The 20,457-nt window shown below is 71.0% G+C and carries 14 protein-coding genes; 10 read left to right on the top strand and 4 right to left on the bottom strand.

From position 1 onward, the window contains the following. Position 1: 1 nt before the first annotated feature. Positions 2-2,389 (bottom strand): S9 family peptidase, encoded by a 2,388-nt coding sequence (locus ABD679_RS02000; protein ID WP_344758269.1) that lies wholly within the window; start codon positions 2,387-2,389, stop codon positions 2-4. Between the two features lie 275 nt (positions 2,390-2,664). On the opposite strand from ABD679_RS02000, the gene ABD679_RS01995 reads away from it, so the two are divergent. The 4 genes from ABD679_RS01995 (at position 2,665) to ABD679_RS01980 (ending at position 8,771) form a co-directional block, all read left to right on the top strand. Next, on the top strand, positions 2,665-4,098 hold the full coding sequence (locus tag ABD679_RS01995) for a cytochrome ubiquinol oxidase subunit I (protein WP_344758268.1): 1,434 nt from the start codon (positions 2,665-2,667) through the stop codon (positions 4,096-4,098). Further along, positions 4,095-5,108 carry a cytochrome d ubiquinol oxidase subunit II gene (gene cydB / locus ABD679_RS01990; protein WP_344758267.1) on the top strand — a complete coding sequence of 338 codons (1,014 nt, stop codon included), beginning with the start codon at positions 4,095-4,097 and terminating at the stop codon, positions 5,106-5,108. The genes ABD679_RS01995 and cydB overlap by 4 nt, the downstream gene beginning before the upstream one ends. Positions 5,109-5,212: 104 nt before the next feature. Beyond that, on the top strand, positions 5,213-5,485 hold the full coding sequence (locus tag ABD679_RS01985) for a YcgL domain-containing protein (protein ID WP_344758266.1): 273 nt from the start codon (positions 5,213-5,215) through the stop codon (positions 5,483-5,485). Continuing rightward, on the top strand, positions 5,478-8,771 hold the full coding sequence (locus tag ABD679_RS01980) for an ankyrin repeat domain-containing protein (RefSeq protein ID WP_344758265.1): 3,294 nt from the start codon (positions 5,478-5,480) through the stop codon (positions 8,769-8,771). Before ABD679_RS01985 ends, ABD679_RS01980 begins: the two co-directional genes overlap by 8 nt. Positions 8,772-8,821: 50 nt before the next feature. Here the strand turns inward: ABD679_RS01980 and ABD679_RS01975 are convergent, their stop codons facing one another. Then, positions 8,822-10,651 (bottom strand): monovalent cation:proton antiporter-2 (CPA2) family protein, encoded by a 1,830-nt coding sequence (locus tag ABD679_RS01975; RefSeq protein WP_344758264.1) that lies wholly within the window; start codon positions 10,649-10,651, stop codon positions 8,822-8,824. 113 nt (positions 10,652-10,764) lie between these two features. Here ABD679_RS01975 and ABD679_RS01970 point away from each other — a divergent pair, with 113 nt between their 5' ends. Beyond that, positions 10,765-11,607 (top strand): energy transducer TonB, encoded by an 843-nt coding sequence (locus ABD679_RS01970; RefSeq protein ID WP_344758263.1) that lies wholly within the window; start codon positions 10,765-10,767, stop codon positions 11,605-11,607. A 148-nt stretch (positions 11,608-11,755) separates the two neighbouring features. After that, positions 11,756-12,967, top strand: coding sequence for an NAD(P)/FAD-dependent oxidoreductase (locus ABD679_RS01965; protein ID WP_344758282.1), 1,212 nt, complete (start codon positions 11,756-11,758; stop codon positions 12,965-12,967). A gap of 153 nt (positions 12,968-13,120) precedes the next feature. On the opposite strand, the gene rho is transcribed toward ABD679_RS01965, so the two are convergent. Together rho and trxA are read right to left on the bottom strand one after the other, a co-directional pair. Further along, a complete protein-coding gene (rho, locus tag ABD679_RS01960; protein WP_344758262.1) occupies positions 13,121-14,779 on the bottom strand; it encodes a transcription termination factor Rho in 1,659 nt (552 codons plus the stop codon). 249 nt (positions 14,780-15,028) lie between these two features. Then, positions 15,029-15,355, bottom strand: a complete 327-nt coding sequence (gene trxA / locus ABD679_RS01955; RefSeq protein WP_344758261.1) for a thioredoxin TrxA — start codon at positions 15,353-15,355, stop codon at positions 15,029-15,031. Between the two features lie 249 nt (positions 15,356-15,604). On the opposite strand from trxA, the gene rhlB reads away from it, so the two are divergent. The 4 genes from rhlB to ABD679_RS01935 all read left to right on the top strand — a co-directional run bounded on the left by rhlB (position 15,605) and on the right by ABD679_RS01935 (position 20,120). Beyond that, entirely contained in the window at positions 15,605-17,404 is a 1,800-nt protein-coding gene (gene rhlB, locus ABD679_RS01950; RefSeq protein WP_344758260.1) for an ATP-dependent RNA helicase RhlB, read from the top strand. A gap of 190 nt (positions 17,405-17,594) precedes the next feature. Further along, the gene (ftsE, locus tag ABD679_RS01945) at positions 17,595-18,284 is read left to right on the top strand and encodes a cell division ATP-binding protein FtsE (protein ID WP_344758259.1); all 690 of its coding nucleotides are present in this window, start codon (positions 17,595-17,597) and stop codon (positions 18,282-18,284) included. After that, entirely contained in the window at positions 18,277-19,260 is a 984-nt protein-coding gene (ftsX, locus tag ABD679_RS01940; protein WP_344758258.1) for a permease-like cell division protein FtsX, read from the top strand. The genes ftsE and ftsX overlap by 8 nt, the downstream gene beginning before the upstream one ends. After that, a complete protein-coding gene (locus tag ABD679_RS01935; RefSeq protein WP_344758257.1) occupies positions 19,257-20,120 on the top strand; it encodes a response regulator in 864 nt (287 codons plus the stop codon). The genes ftsX and ABD679_RS01935 overlap by 4 nt, the downstream gene beginning before the upstream one ends. Positions 20,121-20,457 lie beyond the last annotated feature (337 nt).

Below are 20,457 nucleotides of genomic sequence, written 5' to 3'. Positions count from 1 at the left end.
CCTATTTCAGCGTTGCCTCGAACAGCTCGAAGATCCGCCGGTACTCGTCGTACCACGCGTCCGGATGCACGAAGCCGTGGCGTTCCATCGGATACGGGGCGATCGACCACTTGTCCTTGTGCAGTTCGATCAGGCGCTGGGTCATCATCACCGAGTCCTTGAAGAACACGTTGTCGTCGATCATGCCGTGCGCGATCAGCAGGTGGTCCTGCAGGCCGTCGGCGTACTCGATCGGCGAGGACTTCGCATAGGCCGTGGGGTCGATGTCCGGGGTGTTGAGGATGTTGGACGTGTACTCGTGGTTGTACTGCGACCAGTCCGACACCGGGCGCAGCGCGGCGCCGGCCTTGAACACGCCCGGCGCGCGGAACAGCGCCATGAAGGTCATGAAGCCGCCGTAGCTGCCGCCGTAGATGCCGGCGTGGTCGCGGTCGCCCTGTTTGTTGTCGACGATCCAGTCCAGCCCGTCGCGGTAGTCCTCGAGCTCCGGATAGCCCATCTGCCGGTAGATCGCGGTGCGCCAGTCGCGGCCGTAGCCTTCGCTGGCGCGGTAGTCGAGGTCGAGCACGATGTAGCCCTGCTGCACCAGCAGGTTGTGGAACATCTGCTCGCGGAAGTAGGTCGGGTAGCGCGCGCTGACGTTCTGCAGGTAGCCGGCGCCGTGCACGAACATCACCACCGGATGCCTGCGGCCCGGCTCCATCTGCTTGGGCCCGTAGTACTTGCCCCAGATGGTGCCGGCGCCGTGTTTCGACGGCACCTGCACGTATTCGGGCTCGATCCAGTCGATCGCCTTGAACGCCGGCTTGCGGGTGTCGGTGAGTTCGCGCAGGCCGCTGCCGTCGGCATTGGCCACGGCCAGCTGGGTCGGCAGGTAGCTGCGCGAGTGCGCGACCAGCAGGCGGTCGCCGCGCGGCGAGAGTTCGAAGCCTTCGACGCCGTCGAGCGCGGTCAGCTCGCGCACCTCGCCGCCCGCGGCCGGTACGCTGCAGACCTCGTAGTCGCCCGGCCACTGGCGGTTGCAGGTGAAGTAGAACGTGCGCCCGTCCGGCGACAGCGCCGGCTGCGAGACCTCCCACTCGCCCGAGGTCAGCGCACGCGCCTTGCCGTTGCCGTCGGCCAGGTACAGGTGCGAATAACCCGATTGCTCCGACAGCAGCCACAGCGTGCGGTTGTCGGGCATCCATCCGAAATCGTTGAAGCTCCAGTTGATCCAGGCGTCGTCGTGCAGGTGGTGGCGCGACTGCAGCTGCGCGTTGGCGAGGTCGACGGTGGCGATCCAGCGGTCCTTGTTGTCGACCGCGCGCACCAGCATCGCGACGTTGTGGCCATCGCTGCTCCAGTGGATGGCCGGGCCGCTGCCGTCGGCGTCGGTTTCGATGCGTACGTCGCGGTTGCCCTTCAGCGGATCCTTGCCCGCGGCCTTGCGCAGCGCCGCAAGCGGGTCGTCGGCGATGCCGGGCAGCGCGTCGTACGCCAGCTCGCGCACGCCGGCGTTGGCGACGTCGACCAGCCACACCTTCTGTGCCAGCGGCGCGTTGTGGCCGACGCGGGTGCGCGCTTCCTCGAACTCCTCGTAGCCCGATTCGGTGGCGTAGTTCGGCAGCTTGCCGGCCTGGCCGCCGTCGGCGTCCTTCTCCTGCGTCACCGCGATGAGCCAGCGGCCGTTGGGCGAGAGCGCGCTGTCGACGATGTCGACGTCCTTGCCCAGGTATGCAGGCGCGGGTGCGCGGGTGGGATCGGCGCGGCGCCACTGTTCGTTCTGCTCGCGTACCGCGTCGCGGCGCGCGCGGTCGTCGCGCAGGGTGCGCAACATGTCGAACTGGCGGGCGCGCAGGCCTTCCGGGTCGGAGGCCTTGTCCGGATCGTCGTCGGCCTTGAGCAGCGTCGCCTGCGCGGTGCCGTTCGCGGCGGTCCAGCGGAACCAGTCGTTGCCGGCGCGCCAGACCAGCGCGCCGTCGCTGCCCCACTGCGGGCGCGATTCGGCGGCGTCGGTGCGGGTGAGCTGGGTCAGTGCGCCGCTGGACAGGTCGCGCACGAAGATGTCGCCGTTGCGCACGAAGGCCATGCGCGCGCGCGTCGGGTCGACGACCTGGCGCGCGCCGTCGATGCCGGCCAGCGCCGCGCCGTCCAGCCGCGCGGCCTGCGCGGGGGCCGACCCGACCGCCTGCGAATACGTATCGCGGATGTCGCTGCCGTCGCGCTTGCGCAGGTAGTAGGCGTGCGCGCCGTCCCACGACCACCACGCGCGGTCGACGCCCGAACCGATCCAGTCCGGATCGGCCATCACCTGTTCCAGCGTCAGCGGCTGCGCGGGCTGCGCGTGGACGGCGCCGGCGAACGCGCCGGCGAGCGGGAGCAGGGCAAGGCAGGAGAGCAGGGGACGCATCTGTGTGTTCCGCGGGAAAATCCCGCAAAGCCTAGCAGGCGCCGCGCGCCGCGCATGGGCCACGGGTCATGGGTCTTCCCGGGACCCGTGGGAGCAGCTTCGGCTGCGAAATGTTCGTGCCGAACGGGAAACTTCCCGTTGTCCGGCAGGAAACAAAAGCTCGCGGCTGAAGCCGCTCCTGCACGAAACGAGGGGGTTCGGGCTTTTGCGTCCCCTGTGGCACCGGCGCACAATACGCGCGGCGGCGATTCCCCCACGCCGCGGAGTGGCGCAACGTGGATGCACTCCTGCTGTCACGGATCCAGTTCGGCTTCGTGATCTCGTTCCACATCCTGTTTCCCGCGTTCACCATCGGCCTCGCACACTGGCTGGCCTTCGTCGAATGGCGCTGGCTGCGCACGCGCGAATCGCTGTGGCGCGACCTGTACTTCTTCTGGCTGAAGATCTTCGCGGTGTCGTTCGGCATGGGCGTGGTGACGGGGATCGTCATGAGCTTCCAGTTCGGCACCAACTGGGCAGTGCTCAGCGAGCGGGCCGGCAACATCCTCGGGCCATTGCTGAGCTACGAGGTGCTCACCGCGTTCTTCCTCGAGGCCACGTTCCTGGGCGTGATGCTGTTCGGCTGGAAGCGCGTCTCGCACAAGGTGCATTTCTTCTCCACCTGCATGGTGGCGCTGGGCACGCTGTTGTCCACGTTCTGGATCATCTCGGCCAACAGCTGGATGCAGACGCCGCAGGGCTACGCGATCGTCGACGGCATGTTCGAGCCGACCAGCTGGTGGGCGGTGATCTTCAACCCGTCGTTCCCGTACCGGCTCGCGCACATGGTGCTGGCGGCGTTCATCACCACCTGCTTCGTGATCGGCGGGGTCAGCGCGTGGTACCTGGTGCGTGGCGACCACTTCGCGGCCGGCAAGCGCGGGTTGAAGATGGCGGTGGCGTTCGCGGCGATCGCGGTGCCGCTGCAGATCCTGGCCGGCGACCTGCACGGGTTGAACGTGGGCAAGCACCAGCCGGTAAAGCTGGCGGCGATGGAGGCGCACTGGCACGAAGGCGAGGCCGGCAAGGGCGTGCCGCTGGTGCTGTTCGCGCTGCCCGACCAGGACGGCGAACGCAACCGTTACGAGATCGCGGTGCCGCGGCTGGGCAGCGTGATCCTGACCCACAGCTGGGATGGCACGATCCAGCCGCTGACCGCGGTGCCCGCCGACGAGCGCCCGCCCGTGGCGCCGGTGTTCTGGGCGTTCCGGGTGATGGTCGGGCTGGGCGTGCTGATGCTGCTGCTGGTGCTGGCCTCGCTGTGGGCGTGGTGGCGCGGCTGGATGTTCGACGAATCCGGCCGCGCGCGCTGGCTGTGGCAGGGCTGGCGGCTGCTCAGCCCGGCCGGTTTCGTCGCGCTGCTCGCGGGCTGGTACGTGGTCGAGATCGGCCGCCAGCCCTACGTGGTCTACGGGCTGCTGCGCACCAGCGAGGCGGTCAGTCCCAACCTCACTGCCGCGGCGGTGATGTCGTCGCTGCTCATCTACGCAAGCGCATACGCGGTGATCTTCGGCGCCGGCATCTGGTACCTGCTGAAGATGATCCGTCGCGGCCCGCATCCCGACGAAACCCCGCCCGAGCACGCCGGCGGCGACAAGACCGCCGCGCGGCCGCTGTCGGTGGGCGACGGCGAAGGCGATGCGGCCGCCTCGCAGGGAGGTGCGCCATGACCCTCGAACTCGTGCTGCCGGTGGTCTGGTTCGGCGTGATCGGCTTCGGTGTGCTGATGTACGTGCTGCTCGACGGCTTCGTGCTCGGGCTCGGGATCCTCGCGCCGTTCGCCGAGGACGAGGCACAGCTCGACCACATGATGAACACCGCCGCGCCCATCTGGGACGGCAACGAAACCTGGCTGGTGCTCGGCGGCACCGCGCTGCTGGCGGCCTTCCCGAAAGCCTACGGGCTGGTGCTGTCGGCGCTGTACCTGCCGGTGCTGCTGATGCTGATCGCGCTGATCTTCCGTGGGGTGGCGTTCGAGTTCCGCTTCAAGGCCACGCGCGCGAAGCGGTTCTGGGGCGCGGCGTTCGGGCTCGGCTCGATCCTGGCCGCGGCCATGCAGGGCGTGATCCTTGGCGCGCTGGTCGAGGGCATGCCGCTGACCGACGGCAAGTACCTGGGCGGGGCGTTCGGCTGGTTCAGCCCGTTCTCGATGCTCACCGGCGTGGCGGTGGTGTTCGGCTACGCGCTGCTGGGCTCGTGCTGGCTGATCATGAAGACCGCCGGGGCGACGCAGAAGACCGCGCGCACGCTGACCCGGCCGCTGGTGCTGGTGGTGGTGGCGTTCATGGGGCTGGTGAGCGCGTGGCTGCCGTTTCTGGACTCGCGGATCATGGCGCGCTGGTTCGAAAGCGGCAATTTCTGGTGGCTGGCGCCGGTGCCGCTGCTGGCGCTGGCCAACGCGTTCGCGCTGTGGCGCGCGGCGATGCATGAAGGCCGCGACGCGGCGCCGTTCGTGCTCACGCTGTGCTTCTTCGCGCTGGGCTTCGCCGGGCTGGTGCTGGGCATCTGGCCCAACATCGTGCCGCCGTCGCTGTCGATCTGGGACGCGGCCTCGCCGCCGTCGACGCAGGTGTTCCTGCTGGTCGGCATCGTCATCCTGCTGCCGGCGATCCTAGGCTACACGTGGTGGTCGTACTCGATCTTCCGCGGCAAGGTGGAGGCGGATTCGGGGTATCACTGAGAGACGGGAATCGGGAATGGGGAATCGGGAATCGTAAAACCCAAAAGCGGGTAAGCTTTTGCGGTGATTTTTCGTCCATTCCCGCTGTCCCGATCCCCGGCCTGATGCACGCCTACGTCTACAAGAGCCTGCGCAAGGCCGATACCTACGTCTACCTGGCTGCGCGCGAAGACTTCGGGCGCCTGCCCGAATCGCTGCGCGCGCAGCTGGAGCCGCTGCAGTTCGTGCTCGACGTGGCCCTGACCGGGGACCGCAGGCTGGCCCGCGAGGATCCGGCGACGGTGCGCGAAAACCTCGCCGCCCGTGGCTTCCACCTGCAGCTGCCGCCGTCGCTGGCGCCCGACCCGATGAGCGATGACTGGGGGACTGATGCCTGAGCTGGCCGCCATGCTGCAGCGCCGTCGTGCGGTGATCGCGCTGGCCACGGGCGTGCTGCTGGCGGCCGCGACCGGGTTCGGCGGCGTGGCCGCGGTGCTGGGGGGCTGGCTGGCGCAGCCGGCCTTCGCGCTGGGCCTGCGCTGGCAACGCGGCGACGCGGCGCCGGACCGCAAGCGCCTGCAGTCCGATGCGCTGGCGCTGGCCGGCCTGTGGGGCGGCGGACTGCTGGTCGCCGCCGCGCTGGTGGCCTGGCCGCTGTCGGCGCTGCGCGAAAGCGGCGGCCTGGGCGCGGCGCTGGCGCTGAGCACGGTGGCCGGCATCTGCGTGATCGGGCTGTGGCGGACCTGGCCGCTGTGGCGGGCGGTCGAGCACGAGGGCGGGCCGCTGGCGCGCCATTGGCAGTCGCTTGGCGACGCCGACACCAGCGGCTGGCGCGGCGTGGCCGCGGCTGCCGGCGTGGCCGTGCTGCTGGCGATGGTGCTGCTGCAGGCGTGGCCGGGCCTGCTGCCGACGGGCGCGCACTGGGCGCTGGCGGCGCTGGCGGTGCTGGCCTGGCCGGCGCTGCACGTCGCCCTGCAGCGGATGCCGGCGCCGGAACAGCTGCCGGCGCCGATGCCGGTGGTGGAGATGGAAGGCCGCGTCGACGGCATCGAGGCCGCGCAGCCGGCGGAATTCGAAGGCGACCTGTCGGCGCAGCTGCATGACGCCGCGCGCCGCGGCCGCGTCGAACGCGCGCTGGAACTGCTCGACGCCGGCGCCGACCCGCACGCACTGCCGGCCGAGGGCGAGCGCGACCAGCGCAGCCTGCCGGTGCTGGCCGCGGTGCTGCCGGACCTGCGCCTGTTGCGCGCGCTGATCGAACGCGGCGTCGACGTCAACGCCGCCCACCACGGCATGACCCCGCTGCTGGCAGCGACCCGGGACAGCTGGCACGGCCGCCCCGAAGCGGTGATGACCCTGCTCGCCAACGGCGCCGACTCCCGCGCGACCGACGCCGACGGCAATACCCCGCTGCACCACGCCGCGCGCAGCTCCGACCCGGGCGTGGCCGCGCTGCTGCGCGACGCCGCCGCGGAGATGACCGCGCTCAACCACGACGGCCTGACCCCGCTGGGCGTGGCCTGCGCCGCCGGCAACTGGCGGCTGGCGCGCTTCCTGCTCGAACGTGGCGCCCATCCGGAGCCCGCCGAGGCGACGCCGGCGCTGCTCGCCGCCGCCGGCGGCGACGAGGATGATCCGGCCGGCGTCGCCCTGCTGCTCAAGCACAAGGCCAAGGCGGACGCTCGCGACCGCGAAGGCCGCGGCGCACTGCACCAGGCCGCTTTCGCCGGCCACGCCGAGATCGTCACGGTGCTGGTCGACGCCGGCGCCGATGCCAACGCGCGCGACGCCGCCGGCCGCACGCCGCTGCTCGAAGCCGCGCGCGGGGGCCACCTGGCCGCGCTGGAAGCGCTGGTCGCCGCGCGCGCGGATGCCACCGCCGTCGACGGCGAGGGCCGCGACGCCCTGCTGCTGGCCTGCCGCGCGGAGGTGGTGTCCTCGGCGCTGGTGCGGCGGCTGCTGGAACTCGGCGTCGATGCCGGCCGCACCGACGCCGACGGCAAGCGCGCGATCGACCACGCCGCCGCGGCCGGGCGCTGGTCGCTGGTGGCCGTGCTCGATCCCGATTACCCGCTGCCGTCCACGGTGTCCGCCGATGCCGGCGATACCCCGCTGCCGGATCGCGCGCCGCTGGCGCTGCTGCGCGACGCGCTGGCGGAGGACCGTTTCGAGGGCCACGAGCGGCTGCTGTCGCTGCTCTCGCCGCGCGAGCTGGGCGGCCTGCTGCTCGACGACGAGGCGCCTCTCTCGCTGCCGCGCATCGAATGGCTGCTCGACCGCGGCGCCGATCCGGACGCGCGCGATGGCGACGGCGACACGCCCGTGTTCGCGCTGCTCGCGCGCGGCCACGCGGCGCTGCCGGCGCTGCAGCTGCTGCTGCGCCGTGGCGCCTCGCCCGCGGGCGCCGGCGGCCTGGCGCGTTTCCTCGGTGCCTGCGCGGCCGGCGACCAGGCCGGGCGCGCGCTGGAGCAGTGCGCGCTGGACCTGCTCGACCGCGGCGCCGACCCCTTCGCCGCCTCGCCCGACGGCGATCCGCCGCTGGCACTCGCCGTGCGCCTGGGCTGGATGCGCCTGATCGAACGGCTGGTCGACTGCGGCGTCGATCTCGACGCGCGCGACGCCCACGGCATGACCGCGCTGCACCTGTGCGCGGCGCTCGCGCGCGAGTCCGCGCTGAAACTGCTGGTGCGCAAGGGCGCCTCGCCGGCGGTGCGCGCCGCAGACGGCCAGACTCCGCTGGGCGTGGCGCTGTCGGGCGGCCGCCGCGACCTGGCCGACTGGCTCGACTGGCGCGGCTGGCCGCTGCCGGGGCGCGCGCTGCGCGACACCGACGTGCCCGCCGCCGCCATCGTCGGCGATACCGACGCCGTGCGGCGCCTGCTCGACCTCGGGCTGCCGGTGGATACGGTCGACACGCAGGGCTGCAGTGCACTGCTGCGCGCGGCCGGCGGCGGCCACACCGGCACCGTCGACCTGCTGCTCGACCGCGGCGCCGACCCGCAGCAGGCCGCGCACACCGGCGCGACCCCGCTGTCGGCGGCGGTGAGCATGCGCCAGGGCGAGATCGTCGAACGCCTGCTCGCCGCCGGCGCCACGCTCGAACAGCGCCTGCCCGGCGACGTCACCGTGCTGATGCTGGCCGCCGCGCTCGGCCTGCCCGACCTGTGCGCCCGCCTGCTCACCGCCGGCGCCAACGTGCAGGCCGCCGACGCGCAGGGCCTGACCCCGCTGCACTGCGCGGCGCTGTACGGCTTCACCTGCCGCGACCGCGCGCGCCTGCTGGCCCTGTTCGACACCCTGCTGCTGGCCGGCGCCGATGCCGACACCGCGGCTGCCAGCGGCGTGACCCCGCTGCTGCTGCTGCTGGGCGCGCGCGCCGAACCGGGCACCGCCTGCGACGAGGACGTGGTGATGGCCGGCCTCGACCACCTGCTCGACGAAGAGGTCAGCCTCGACGCGCAGGACCCGCGCGGCTTCGGTCCGCTGCACCTGGCCGCGCTGCACGGCCAGCTGCGCATGACCCAGCGCCTGCTGCGCGCCGGCTGCGACCCGGACCTGCGCGACGCGCTCAACCGCACCCCACGCGAGATCGCGGTGATGCGCGGCTTCGTCGACGTCGCTGCCGAGTTCGCGCCGCTGCAGTCGGGGGTGTCGATGGCGCGGTTCCTGCGCGATCGCAGCTAGCGCATGCCTGCAGGAGCGGCTTCAGCCGCTCCCACGCGTGTGTCGGCCGGTCAGCCGCCCGACTTGTGCGGCTGCGGCGACGGCACCTGTTCCGGATCGTCCGAGCCGCTGGAATCGGCGGCGAACAGCTGCATCAGCTCCACCCGTGACTCGCGCGAGGTCTGGCGCAGGGCGACGTCGTCGTCGTAGACCAGGTGCTGCGCGCGCAGCAGGTTGTTGTCGTGCTCGCGGAAGCGCCCGGCGTGCTCGCCGGCCTGCTCCGGCGGCATGCCCAGCGCGACCAGTACTTCCTCGCCCATCTTCAGGCTCGAACCGAACAGCTCGCGGAACACCGTCGCGCCCAGGTCCATCAGCCGCCACGCGTGCTGGCGGTCGCGCGCGCGGGCGAAGACCTTGGCGTTGGGATACATGCGCCGCACCAGGCGCACCGCCTTGGTGTTGGTCTCCGGGTTGTCCATCGCCATCACGAACACCTGAATGCGCTCGCCGCCGGCCGCGCGCAGCAGGTCCGGCCGCGTCGGGTCGCCGTAGTACAGCTCGTTGCCGAGCCGGCGCAGGCCCTCGACCGTGTCCAGGTTGTGCTCCAGCGCGACGAACGGGATCCGCTGCGCCACCAGCAGCCGCGCGACGATCTGGCCGAAGCGGCCCATGCCCGCGACCAGCACCTTGGGCTGGTGGTCGGCGATGTCGTCGAAGTCCGGCCGCGGCGCCGAGGCCGCGCGCGCCGGCATTTCCCGCAGCAGCCGGGTGATGCCGATCAGCAGCAGCGGCGTCAGCGCCATCGACACGCCCACCATCGCCACCAGCCGGTCGTGCGCCACCGAGTCGATCAGGCGCACGCGCATGGCCTCGTTGAACACCACGAACGCGAACTCGCCGCCCAGCCACAGCACCCCGCCCAGCGCCATCGCCTCGCGCGGCGGCAGCCGCCCCGGCCACAGCCGGCCGACGACGAACAGGATCGAGAACTTCACCAGCAGCAGCGCCAGCACGCCGCCGGCGATCAGCAGCGGCTCGGCAACCACGCGGTCGAGGTCGATGCCCATGCCCACGGCGATGAAGAACAGCCCCAGCAGCAGGCCTTCGAACGGCTGGATCTGCGATTCGAGCTCGTGCCGGAACTCCGAGTCGGCCAGAAGCACGCCGGCGATGAACGCGCCCAGGCCCGCGCTCAGGCCCGCGCCCTGCATGAACCACGCCGACCCCAGCACCGCGAACAGCGCGGTGGCGGTGAACACCTCCGGCATTCGCGTGCGCGCGACCACGCGGAACACGTAGCGCAGCAGATAGCGTCCGCCGACCACCACCAGCGCAACCGCGCCCAGCGCCTGCAGCGCGATCGCCCAGGTCAGGGTCTGATCCTTGGCGCCGCCCAGCAGCGGGATCGCCGCCAGCAGCGGGATCGCCGCGAGGTCCTGGAACAACAGGATCGCGAACGCCAGCCGGCCGTAGTCGGTGGTCAGCTCCTTGCGTTCGCCCAGCAGCTGCAGGCCGACCGCGGTGGAGGACAGCGCCAGGCCCAGTCCCACCACCAGCGCGCTCTTCCAGTGCAGGTGCGCGGCGTAGGCGATCGCGCCCAGCGCCAGCGCGCTGAGCAGCACCTGCAGCCCGCCGGAGACGAACACCGGCCGCCGCATCACCCGCAGCCGCGCCGGCGACAGCTCCAGCCCGATCACGAACAGCAGCATCACCACGCCGATCTCGGCCGCGTCGAGGATGCGGTCGGTGTCGCGCACCAGTCCGAGTCCGTCCGGCCCCAGCACCACCCCCGCCGCCAGATACGCCAGCACCGCGCCCAGGCCGAGCTTCTTGAACACAGGCACCGCGATGACCGCGGCCAGCAGGAACACCAGCGCCAGTTCGAGACCACTTCCGTGCATGCGCACCTCCGCGCCGATTATGCATCGTCGCCGTTTGGCGGCCGTGTGCGGATTTGCGCCGGCGCGACCTGCCTCGCTAACCTGCCGTTTCCAACAGGAGTGGAGATCGACCGATGAAGGGAACCTGGATTCCGAAGGGACTGTTCGCCATCTTGCTGCTGGCGACGGCCGCCGTGGCCATGGCGACGCCCCAGCGCGTGATCAAGCAGGCCGAGGCCAGCATGGTGCTGACCGGCCAGATCAGCGTTGATGCCGAGGGCAAGGTGACCGGCTACGCGATCGACCACGAGGACAAGGTGCCCGCCTACGTGCTTTCGAGCATCGCGAAGTGGGTGCCGGACTGGCGCTTCAAGCCGGTGCTGGTCGACGGCAAGGCGGTGCCGGCGCGAGCGAAGATGAGCCTGCGGATGCTGGCCAAGCCCGTGGGTGACGACAGTTTCCAGGTGTCCATCGTCGGGTCCTCCTTCGGCGAGGGCGACGCGCAGGAAACGGACGGGATCCGGCACAGGAACATGTCTCCGCCGCGGTATCCCCACGACCTCGTCGTCGCCGGCGCCCAGGGCACGGCCTACCTCGTGCTCAAGATCGGGCGTGACGGCAAGGTCGAGGATGTCGTCGTCGAGCGCGTCAACCTCACCGTGTATTCCAGCAAGCCGCAGATGAAGCAGTTCCGCAAGAGGCTGGGTGACGCGGCGGCCAATGCGGCGCGGCGCTGGACCTTCGTGCCCCCCACCACCGGAAAGCTGGCCGGCCAGCCGTTCTGGTCGGTACGCGTCCCCGTCAGCTTCAGTCTCGGCGAAGGGAAGACCGATTACGGCCAATGGGTGGCGTACCTGCCCGGACCGTCCCGGCGCGCGCCCTGGCTGGACGACGCCGACACCACCGACGCGCTTGCCGATGGAGCGGTCCAGATGGTGGGTACCGGCCTGGTCCTGCTGACGTCGCTGCAGGGCTGAAGCCCGCGGGAAAGCCGCGCATCGCGCGGCTTTCCGTTCCTGCATTTCCTGCGCCGCGCCCTCGCGGCGCCCCGGTGCCCGCAACACGCGCTCACGCCGTCGCCACGCGGAAGATGGCGCCATGCGGTTTTCAGAAGAACGCGGCGGCATGGATCTCAAGAGCGGTTATCCGTGGTGGGCGGTGCGCAACGGCCTGCTGCGCGCATTCCCGCCCCTGCAGGGCGACCTGCGCTGCGATGTCGCCGTGCTCGGCGGCGGCATCACCGGTGCGCTCATTGCCGACGAGCTCGCGCGGCACGGTCATGACGTGGCGGTGCTGGAGCAGCGCGACATCGCCTGGGGCAGCACCGCGGCGAGCACGGCGCTGCTGCAGTACGAGATCGACACCCCGATGGTCGAACTGGCCAGGCGCCTTGGCGAGGAGGCGGCGGTGCTTGCCTATCGTTCCTGCGCCGAGGCGATCCCGATGCTCGGGCGGCTGGCCGGGCAACTGCGCGGAACCGGGTTCAGGCGCATGGACAGCCTGTACTTCGCCAGCCGGCGCCGCGATGTCCGCGACATGGAGGCGGAGTGCGCATTGCGCCTGCGCCACGGTCTGGACGTCGAATGGCTGCCTGCCGGCGCGGTGCGCGCGCGCTACGGGTTCGAGGCGCCAGCCGCCATCCTCAACCGGCCCGCGGCCGCGGTCGATCCCTACCGCATGGCCTACGGCCTGTTCGCACGGCTGCAGCGGCAGGGCGTGGGCGTGTTCGACCGCAACCGCGTCGAGACGATCGAGGTCGCGCCCCGGAGCGTGGCGCTGCGCACCGTGGAAGGCCACCTCGTGCGCGCGAAGCACCTCGTCCTCGCCGCCGGCTACGCCAGCCAGCAGTGGCTGCGGCAGCGCGTGGCGCGCAACCGCAGCAGCTACGCCTTCGTCACCGATCCGGTCGACGCCGCCGTGCTCGGCCCGCTGCGCGACACGATGCTGTGGGAGACCGCACGCCCGTACCTGTACCTGCGCGCCACCGACGACGGCCGCCTGCTGATCGGCGGCGAGGACGACGCGATCGACATTCCCGCGCGGCGCGACGGGCGGGTGGACCGCAAGGCGCACGTATTGATGAAGAAAGTACAGAAGCTGTTCCCGGAGCTGCCGCTGCAGCCGACCTTCGCCTGGGCCGGCACCTTCGCCGAGACCGTGGACGGCCTGCCGTTCTTCGGCCCGCACCCGCAGCACGGCCCGCGCGTGCACTTCGCCATGGCCTACGGCGGCAACGGGATCACCTACAGCATGCTCGGTGCCGGCCTGTTGCGGGCGCGGATCGAGCGGCGCCGGCATCCGCTGGCGCGGCTGTTCTCGTTCGAGCGGATCGGCTGAGGCCCGCCGGCAATGCAAAAGCCCCGCCGGAGCGGGGCCTTCGATTCCTGTAGGAGCGGCTTCAGCCGCGAGCTTTTTCCCAAAGTCGCGGTGTCATTCAAAAGCTCGCGGCTGAAGCCGCTCCTACCACATTGGGGCGGGGGAACCCCCGCCTCAGCGCTTCATCGACGCAAAGAACTCGTCGTTGGACTTCGTGCTCTTCATCTTGTCGAGCAGGAATTCCATCGCCGCGATCTCGTCCATTGGGTGCAGCAGCTTGCGCAGGATCCAGATCTTCTGCAGCAGTTCCGGCTCGATCAGCAGGTCCTCGCGGCGGGTGCCCGACTGGTTGACGTTGATCGCCGGGTACACGCGCTTCTCGGTGATGCGGCGGTCGAGGTGGATCTCGGAGTTGCCCGTGCCCTTGAACTCCTCGTAGATCACCTTGTCCATCGCGCTGCCGGTGTCCACCAGCGCGGTGGCGATGATGGTCAGCGAGCCGCCTTCCTCGACGTTGCGCGCGGCGCCGAAGAAGCGCTTCGGGCGGTGCATGGCGTTGGCATCGACGCCGCCGGTCAGCACCTTGCCGGAGCTGGGCACCACGTTGTTGTAGGCGCGGGCCAGACGGGTGATCGAGTCGAGCAAGATGACCACGTCCTTCTTGTGCTCGACCAGGCGCTTGGCGCGCTCGATCACCATCTCGGCGACCTGCACGTGGCGCGCGGCCGGCTCGTCGAAGGTGGAACTGATCACTTCGCCGCGCACGGTGCGCTGCATCTCGGTGACTTCCTCGGGCCGCTCGTCGATGAGCAGCACGATCATGTGCACGTCGGGATGGTTGGTGGTGATGGCGGTGGCGATCTGCTGCATCATGATCGTCTTGCCCGCCTTCGGCGGCGACACGATCAGGGCGCGCTGGCCCTTGCCCTGCGGGGCCATCAGGTCGAGGATGCGGCCGGCGATGTCCTCGGACGAACCGTCGCCGCGCTCGAGCTTGAAGCGCCGGCGCGGGAACAGCGGGGTCAGGTTTTCGAACAGGACCTTGTTCTTCGACGCTTCCAGCGGCTCGCCGTTGATGGTGTCGACCACGTTCAGCGCGAAGTAGCGCTCGCCGTCCTTGGGCCAGCGGATGCGGCCGGAGAGGTGGTCGCCGGTGCGCAGGTTGAAGCGGCGGATCTGGCTGGGCGAGATGTAGGTGTCGTCCGGGCCGGCCAGGTAGCTGGCTTCGGCCGCGCGCAGGAAGCCGAAGCCGTCGGGCAGGATCTCCAGCACGCCGTCGGCCTGCACGCCCTCGCTGGTGCGGGTGAGCACCTTGAGCAGGGCGAAGATCACGTCCTGCTTGCGCGCGCGGGCGACGCTTTCGGAGATGCCGAGCTGGTCGGCGATGTCGAGCAGCTTCTGCGCCGGCATCCGCTTGAGGTCGCCCAGCGAATACTGCGGGAAGCCCTCGGGGATGCTCGGCGGCGGCAGGCGCTGGCCCTGGTCGGCGGCGTTGTCGTCGCGCGGCAGGCCGTCGTCGCGGCCGCGGCTGCGGTCGCGGCGGTTGCGGAAGCGGTCGCGGCGGTTGTTGTTGCCCTGGCGGTTGCCGGCGTTGTTGCCGCCCTGCTGGCGCGGCTCGCCGGCGTCGTTCTGCTGCGACTGCTGCGAGTCGCCGGAGGCGGCCTGCGGCTGCGCGGCGGGTTCGGGCGCGGCGGGCGGGGCCGCGGGTGCGGCGGGAGCCGGCGGCGCGGCCGCGGCTTCCCCGGTCTTTGCGGCCTTGGCGGCCTTGGTCACGCGCGGCTTGCGCACGCGCTTCTCGGCGGTGTCGCCGGAATCGGGGGTGTTGTCGGACAAGTGCGAATTCCTCGCTAGCTGCGAGCGCCCGCAGAGGGCGGGCGGGATGGGTAGAGTGGGGTCTTCAGACGGGTGCGGCGGGCCTGGAGCAGGCAAGAATCACGCCGGGTCATTGGTGAAACTAGCACCGCGCGGGCGCTGCGGCAAGCGGTGTCGGCACGGGCCACGGGGCCGACACGGTGCGGTTCAGGCGGGCGAAGCGGCCACGGCCACTCCCCACCGCCAACCTTCAGTGGCCGGAAAGTCGATTCAGAGCGCCTTGTCGATCATCTGCGCCAGCTGCGCCTTGCCCACGGCGCCGATCTGGGTCGCCTGGACCTGGCCGTCCTTGAACAGCAGCAGCATCGGGATCGAGCGCACGTGGTACTTCATCGCCGTGCCGCGGTTCTGGTCGACGTTGACCTTGGCGATCCGGACCTTGCCGTCGTAGGTCTCGGCCAGTTCGTCGAGCGCCGGGGCGATCATCTTGCAGGGGCCGCACCATTCGGCCCAGAAATCGACCAGCACGGGTTCGGACGACTGCAGGACGGTGCTGTCGAAATCGGCGTCGGTGGCGTGGATGACCTTGTCGCTCACGGAGTTCTCCTGAATGGGACCAAATCTTGGCCGCGGCCGGGCCCGGGGGCCATGGCGGCGGCGGTTAACTGCTAAACTGGGGCGATTCGCGACCAATTCCAAGGGCGTTCCAAGGCGCTCCAGGGAGTTTCCGGGACCCGCGCGGGGTCCGCTCCGGGCCGCGATTCGACTTTCCTTCCGGTGCCGGCAGTCTGCGCGGCCACCGCATTCCACGCAAGCGCGCACCGCCGCGCGGACCTATATGAACGCATGAGCGACAAGCCCCTTACCGACATCACCTTCTCTTCCTTTGAGCTGCATCCGGCGCTGCTGGCCGGGCTCGAATCCGCAGGCTTCACCCGCTGCACGCCGATCCAGGCGCTGACCCTGCCGGTCGCGCTGCCGGGCGGCGACGTCGCCGGCCAGGCCCAGACCGGCACCGGCAAGACCCTGGCCTTCCTGGTCACGGTGGTGAACCGCCTGCTGACCAAGCCCGCGCTCGCCGACCGCAAGCCCGAGGACCCGCGCGCGCTGATCCTGGCGCCAACCCGGGAGCTTGCGATCCAGATCCACAAGGACGCGGTGAAGTTCGGCTCCGAGCTGGGCCTGAAGTTCGCACTGGTCTACGGCGGCGTCGACTACGACAAGCAGCGCCAGATGCTGCAGGAAGGCGCTGACGTCATCATCGCCACGCCCGGCCGCCTGATCGACTACGTCAAGCAGCACAAGGTGGTCAGCCTGCACGCCTGCGAGGTGTGCGTGCTGGACGAGGCCGACCGCATGTTCGACCTGGGCTTCATCAAGGACATCCGCTTCCTGCTGCGGCGCATGCCGGCGCGCACCGAGCGCCAGACGCTGCTGTACTCGGCCACGCTCAGCCACCGCGTGCTGGAGCTGGCCTACGAGCACATGAACGAGCCGGAGAAGATCGTCGTCGAAACCGAGACGATCACCGCCGCGCGCGTGCGCCAGAAGCTGTACTACCCGGCCGACGAGGAAAAGCTGCCGCTGCTGCTGGGCCTGCTGTCGCGCAGCGAGGGCGCGCGGACGATGATCTTCGTCAACACCAAGGTGTTCGTCGAACGCGTCGCGCGCGCGCTGGAGCGCGCCGGCTACCGCGTCGGCGTGCTCTCCGGCGACGTGCCGCAGAAGAAGCGCGAGTCGCTGTTGAAGAAGTTCCAGGCCGGCCAGCTCGAGATCCTGGTGGCCACCGACGTGGCCGCGCGCGGCCTGCACATCGACGGCGTGCAGTACGTCTACAACTACGACCTGCCGTTCGACGCCGAGGATTACGTGCACCGCATCGGCCGCACCGCGCGGCTGGGCGCCGAGGGCGACGCGATCAGCTTCGCCTGCGAACGCTACGCGATGGGCCTGCCGGACATCGAGGCCTACATCGACCAGAAGATCCCGTCCGAGCCGGTCACCGAGGACCTGCTGGTCGCGCTGCCGCGCAAGCCGCGCGAAGGCGTGGAAGCGCAGGCCGCCGAGGGCGAGAGCGTCAGCGAGATCTTTCGCGAGGCGCGCGAGCAGCGCGTCGCCGAGGACGCGCGCCGCGGTGGCCCGCGCAAGGCGTCAGGCGGCCGCGGCAGTGGCGGCGGCGGGCGTGGCGCCGGCGGCGAAAGCCGCGGCGAACGCGGCCCGAGGCCGCCGCGCCGCAGGAAGGAAGAAGCCGGCGACGCCGCCGCAGCCGCGCCGGCCCGGCCGCAGGCCGCACGCGCGGCCGAAGCGCCGGTCGGCGTTGGCGAAGAACCCGCGCGCCCGCCGCGCAAGCGCCGTCGCCGCAGGCGCGGCCGCAGCATCGAGGGCGCCGAGGCGAACCCGCCGCAGGCGGCCGGCGCAAACGGTGCCGGCGGCAAGCCCGCCGCGAACGGTGCGAGCAACCCCAACGGCACCGGCGCCCGCCCGGCATCCGGCCCGCGCGAAATCAAGGCCCGGCCCGCACGCGCGTCCGGCAAGCCGGCGCCGCAGGCCGCATCGACCGCGACCGACAAGCCGTCCTCGCTGATCTCGCGCATCGGCAGCGGCCTGAAGAAGCTGGTCACGCGGGGGCCGCGGACGCAGCACTGAGGAGCCGGGACCCGGAACTCGGAGCCCGGGACCCGGAAGGGCCGGGATTGCTTCCGTTTCCCGGCATCCCGCGCGCGGGTTGCGTCCTGGCGCAACCTGATCCGCAAGGCCCGGAATGACGATGGCAGATCGGGCCGGGAAGCTTTAGCCTTCCGGTTCTGCATTCCCGACTCCCATTCCCGGCCTTTCAATGAGCGTCCTGCGCTTCGACAACGTCAGCAAGCAGTACCCGGGCGGCCGCGCCGCGCTGGCGGAGGTGAGCTTCGAGGTCGGCGCCGGCGAGATGCTGTTCGTCACCGGCCACTCGGGCGCGGGCAAGAGCACGCTGCTCAAGCTGATCCACCTGTCCGAGCGGCCCAGCCGCGGCGCGGTGCTGTTCGGCGAGCGCAACCTGATGAAGGTGCGCGGCCGGCGCGTGGCGCTGCACCGGCGCGAGGTGGGCGTGGTGTTCCAGGACCACCGCCTGCTCACCGATCGCAGCGTGTTCGACAACGTTGCCCTGCCGCTGATCCTGCGCGGGATGAAGCGCGGCGAGATCGGCCGCCGCGTGCGCAGCGTGCTTGAGCGCCTGGGCCTGGGCGACCGCGAGCGCGCGCTGCCCACCCAGCTGTCGGCCGGCGAGCAGCAGCGCATCGGCATCGCCCGCGCCGTGGTCGGCGAGCCGCGCCTGCTGGTGGCCGACGAACCCACCGGCAACCTCGACCCGACGCTGGCCGCCGAGATCATGGCGCTGTTCGCCTCCTTGCCGGAGCGCGGCACCAGCGTCCTCGTCGCCAGCCACGACCTGGGCCTGGTCAAGCGCATGAAGAAGCGCGTGCTGGTGCTCGACCACGGCACCCTGGCCGACGACATCTCGCCGGAGGACCTGGCCGATGAATGAGCCCACGACCGCCCCGGCCGGCGACGCGGAGGTCCGGCCTGCGCATGCGGCGCGGCGTGCGCAGCACTCGGGCGTCGGCACCTGGTTCGACCACCACGTCTACAGCCTGGTCGCCAGCCTCGGCCGCGTGCTCGGCAAGCCGTGGGCGACCGCACTGACGATCGGCGTGATGGCGGTGGCGCTGGCGCTGCCGCTGGGGCTGTGGCTGGTGCTGGGCAACGTCGACCGTTTTTCCGGCAGCGTGCAGCAGTCGCGCGAGATCAGCGTGTTCCTCAAGCAGGACGTCGGCGAGGCGCGCGCGAAGGCGCTGGCCGAGGAACTGCGCGCGCGCCATGGCGTGGGCAAGGTCACCCTGCGCACGCCAGCGCAGGGCCTGCAGTCGCTGCGCGAGAAGGGCATCCCGGCCGAGGCGATCGACGCCGCCGGCGACAACCCGCTGCCGTGGGTCGTCATCCTCACCCCGAGCGGCGACGAGGCGATGCTGGCATCGGGCCTGGCGCAGCTGCCCGAGGCCGAACTGGTGCAGCACGACAGCCAGTGGCGCGAGCGCCTGGACGGCTGGCTGCGCTTCGGCGGGCGCGTGGCGTGGGTGCTGGCGTTCCTGCTCGGTCTCGGCGCGCTGCTGGTCGTGGGCAACACGGTGCGCCTGGACATCCAGTCGCGGCGCGAGGAAATCGCCGTGCTGCAGCTGCTCGGCGCCACCGACGGCTTCATCCGCCGCCCGTTCCTGTACCTGGGCGCGTGGTACGGCATCGGCGCCGGCGCGCTGGCGATCGGCCTGCTCGCCGCCGCCGGCCACGCGCTGCGCGAACCGCTGGCGCAGCTGGCGGCCAGCTACGGCAGCCGCTTCGAACTGACCGGCTTCAACCCGCCGGTCGCGCTGGCGGTGCTGGCCGGCGCCACGGTGCTGGGCTGGCTCGGCGCCGGCGTCGTCACCGGCCACTACCTACGCCAGACGCGGCCGACCGACACATGAACAAGCGCAGCCACGACCTGCGCCACGTCGCCAGCGACGCGCCGCGGATCATGGTCGTCGACGGCTCGAAGCTGGTGCGGCGCCTGATCGGCGACGTGCTGCGCAAGGAGCTGGCGCACGTGGACGTCGTCGGCTGCAGCGGCCTGGCCGAGGCCGGGCAGGCGCTGCAGGCGGCCGAAGTGGACCTGGTCACCACCTCGCTGGTATTGCCCGACGGCGACGGCCTGCAACTGGCGCGCACGGTGCGCGCGGCCGCGGGCCAGCGCTACGTGCCGGTGATCGTGGTCTCGGGCGACGCGCAGTCGCGACTGGAGGCGCGCAGCTTTTCCGAGGACGTCACCGACTATTTCGACAAGGCCGACGGCCACCAGGCGCTGGCTGCGTTCATTCGCGGCTACGTGCATCCGCAGCCGATTCCCGACGCGCACGTGCTGTACGTCGAGGACAGCCGCACCGTCGCCATCGCCACCACGCGCATGCTGCAGGCCCAGCAGATGCGGGTGACCCACGTGTCCAGCGTGGAGGACGCGCTGGAGTTCCTGCGCGCACACGCCGGCAACGACGATGCGCCCGGCGTCGACCTGGCGCTGACCGACGTGTACCTCAAGGGCGACCTCGACGGGCACGACCTGCTGCACGCGATCCGCCACGAGTTCGGCTACGGCAAGCGCCGCCTGCCGGTACTGGTGATGACCGGCGACGCCAACCCCGACAACCAGTCCGCGCTGCTGCGCGAGGGCGCCAACGACCTGGTGCTCAAGCCGATCGAGGAGCGGCTGCTGGTGACCAAGGTGCTGTTCCAGCTGCGGCTGGCGGGGTTGCATGACGGGACCCGGGACCCGGGACTCGGGAATCGATAGAGCGGCGTCGTTCGCGCCGCCACCGCGTCGGCCGACCCGTCAACAGCGAGCAGTCAACGGCCGAACAGTCAACGGCCGAACAGCAGTCATCCCATTCGAATTTGTCATCCCGAGCGCGGCGAGGGATCTGCTTGGGCAACCAACCGGCAAGATCCCTCGCTGCGCTCGGGATGACAATAAAGAACAGGTGCCGCATGCTCTTCCCGATTCCCGATTCCCGATTCCCGATTCCCGATTCCCGATTCCCGATTCCCGATTCCCGATTCCCGATTCCCGATTCCCGATTCCCGATTCCCGATTCCCGATTCCCGATTCCCGATTCCCGATTCCCGATTCC

This window comes from Luteimonas lutimaris (assembly GCF_039537065.1).
Classification (GTDB): Bacteria; Pseudomonadota; Gammaproteobacteria; order Xanthomonadales; family Xanthomonadaceae; genus Luteimonas; species Luteimonas lutimaris.
Note: the sequence above shows the minus strand (reverse complement) of the source record. Positions and strands in the feature narration are given on the sequence as shown.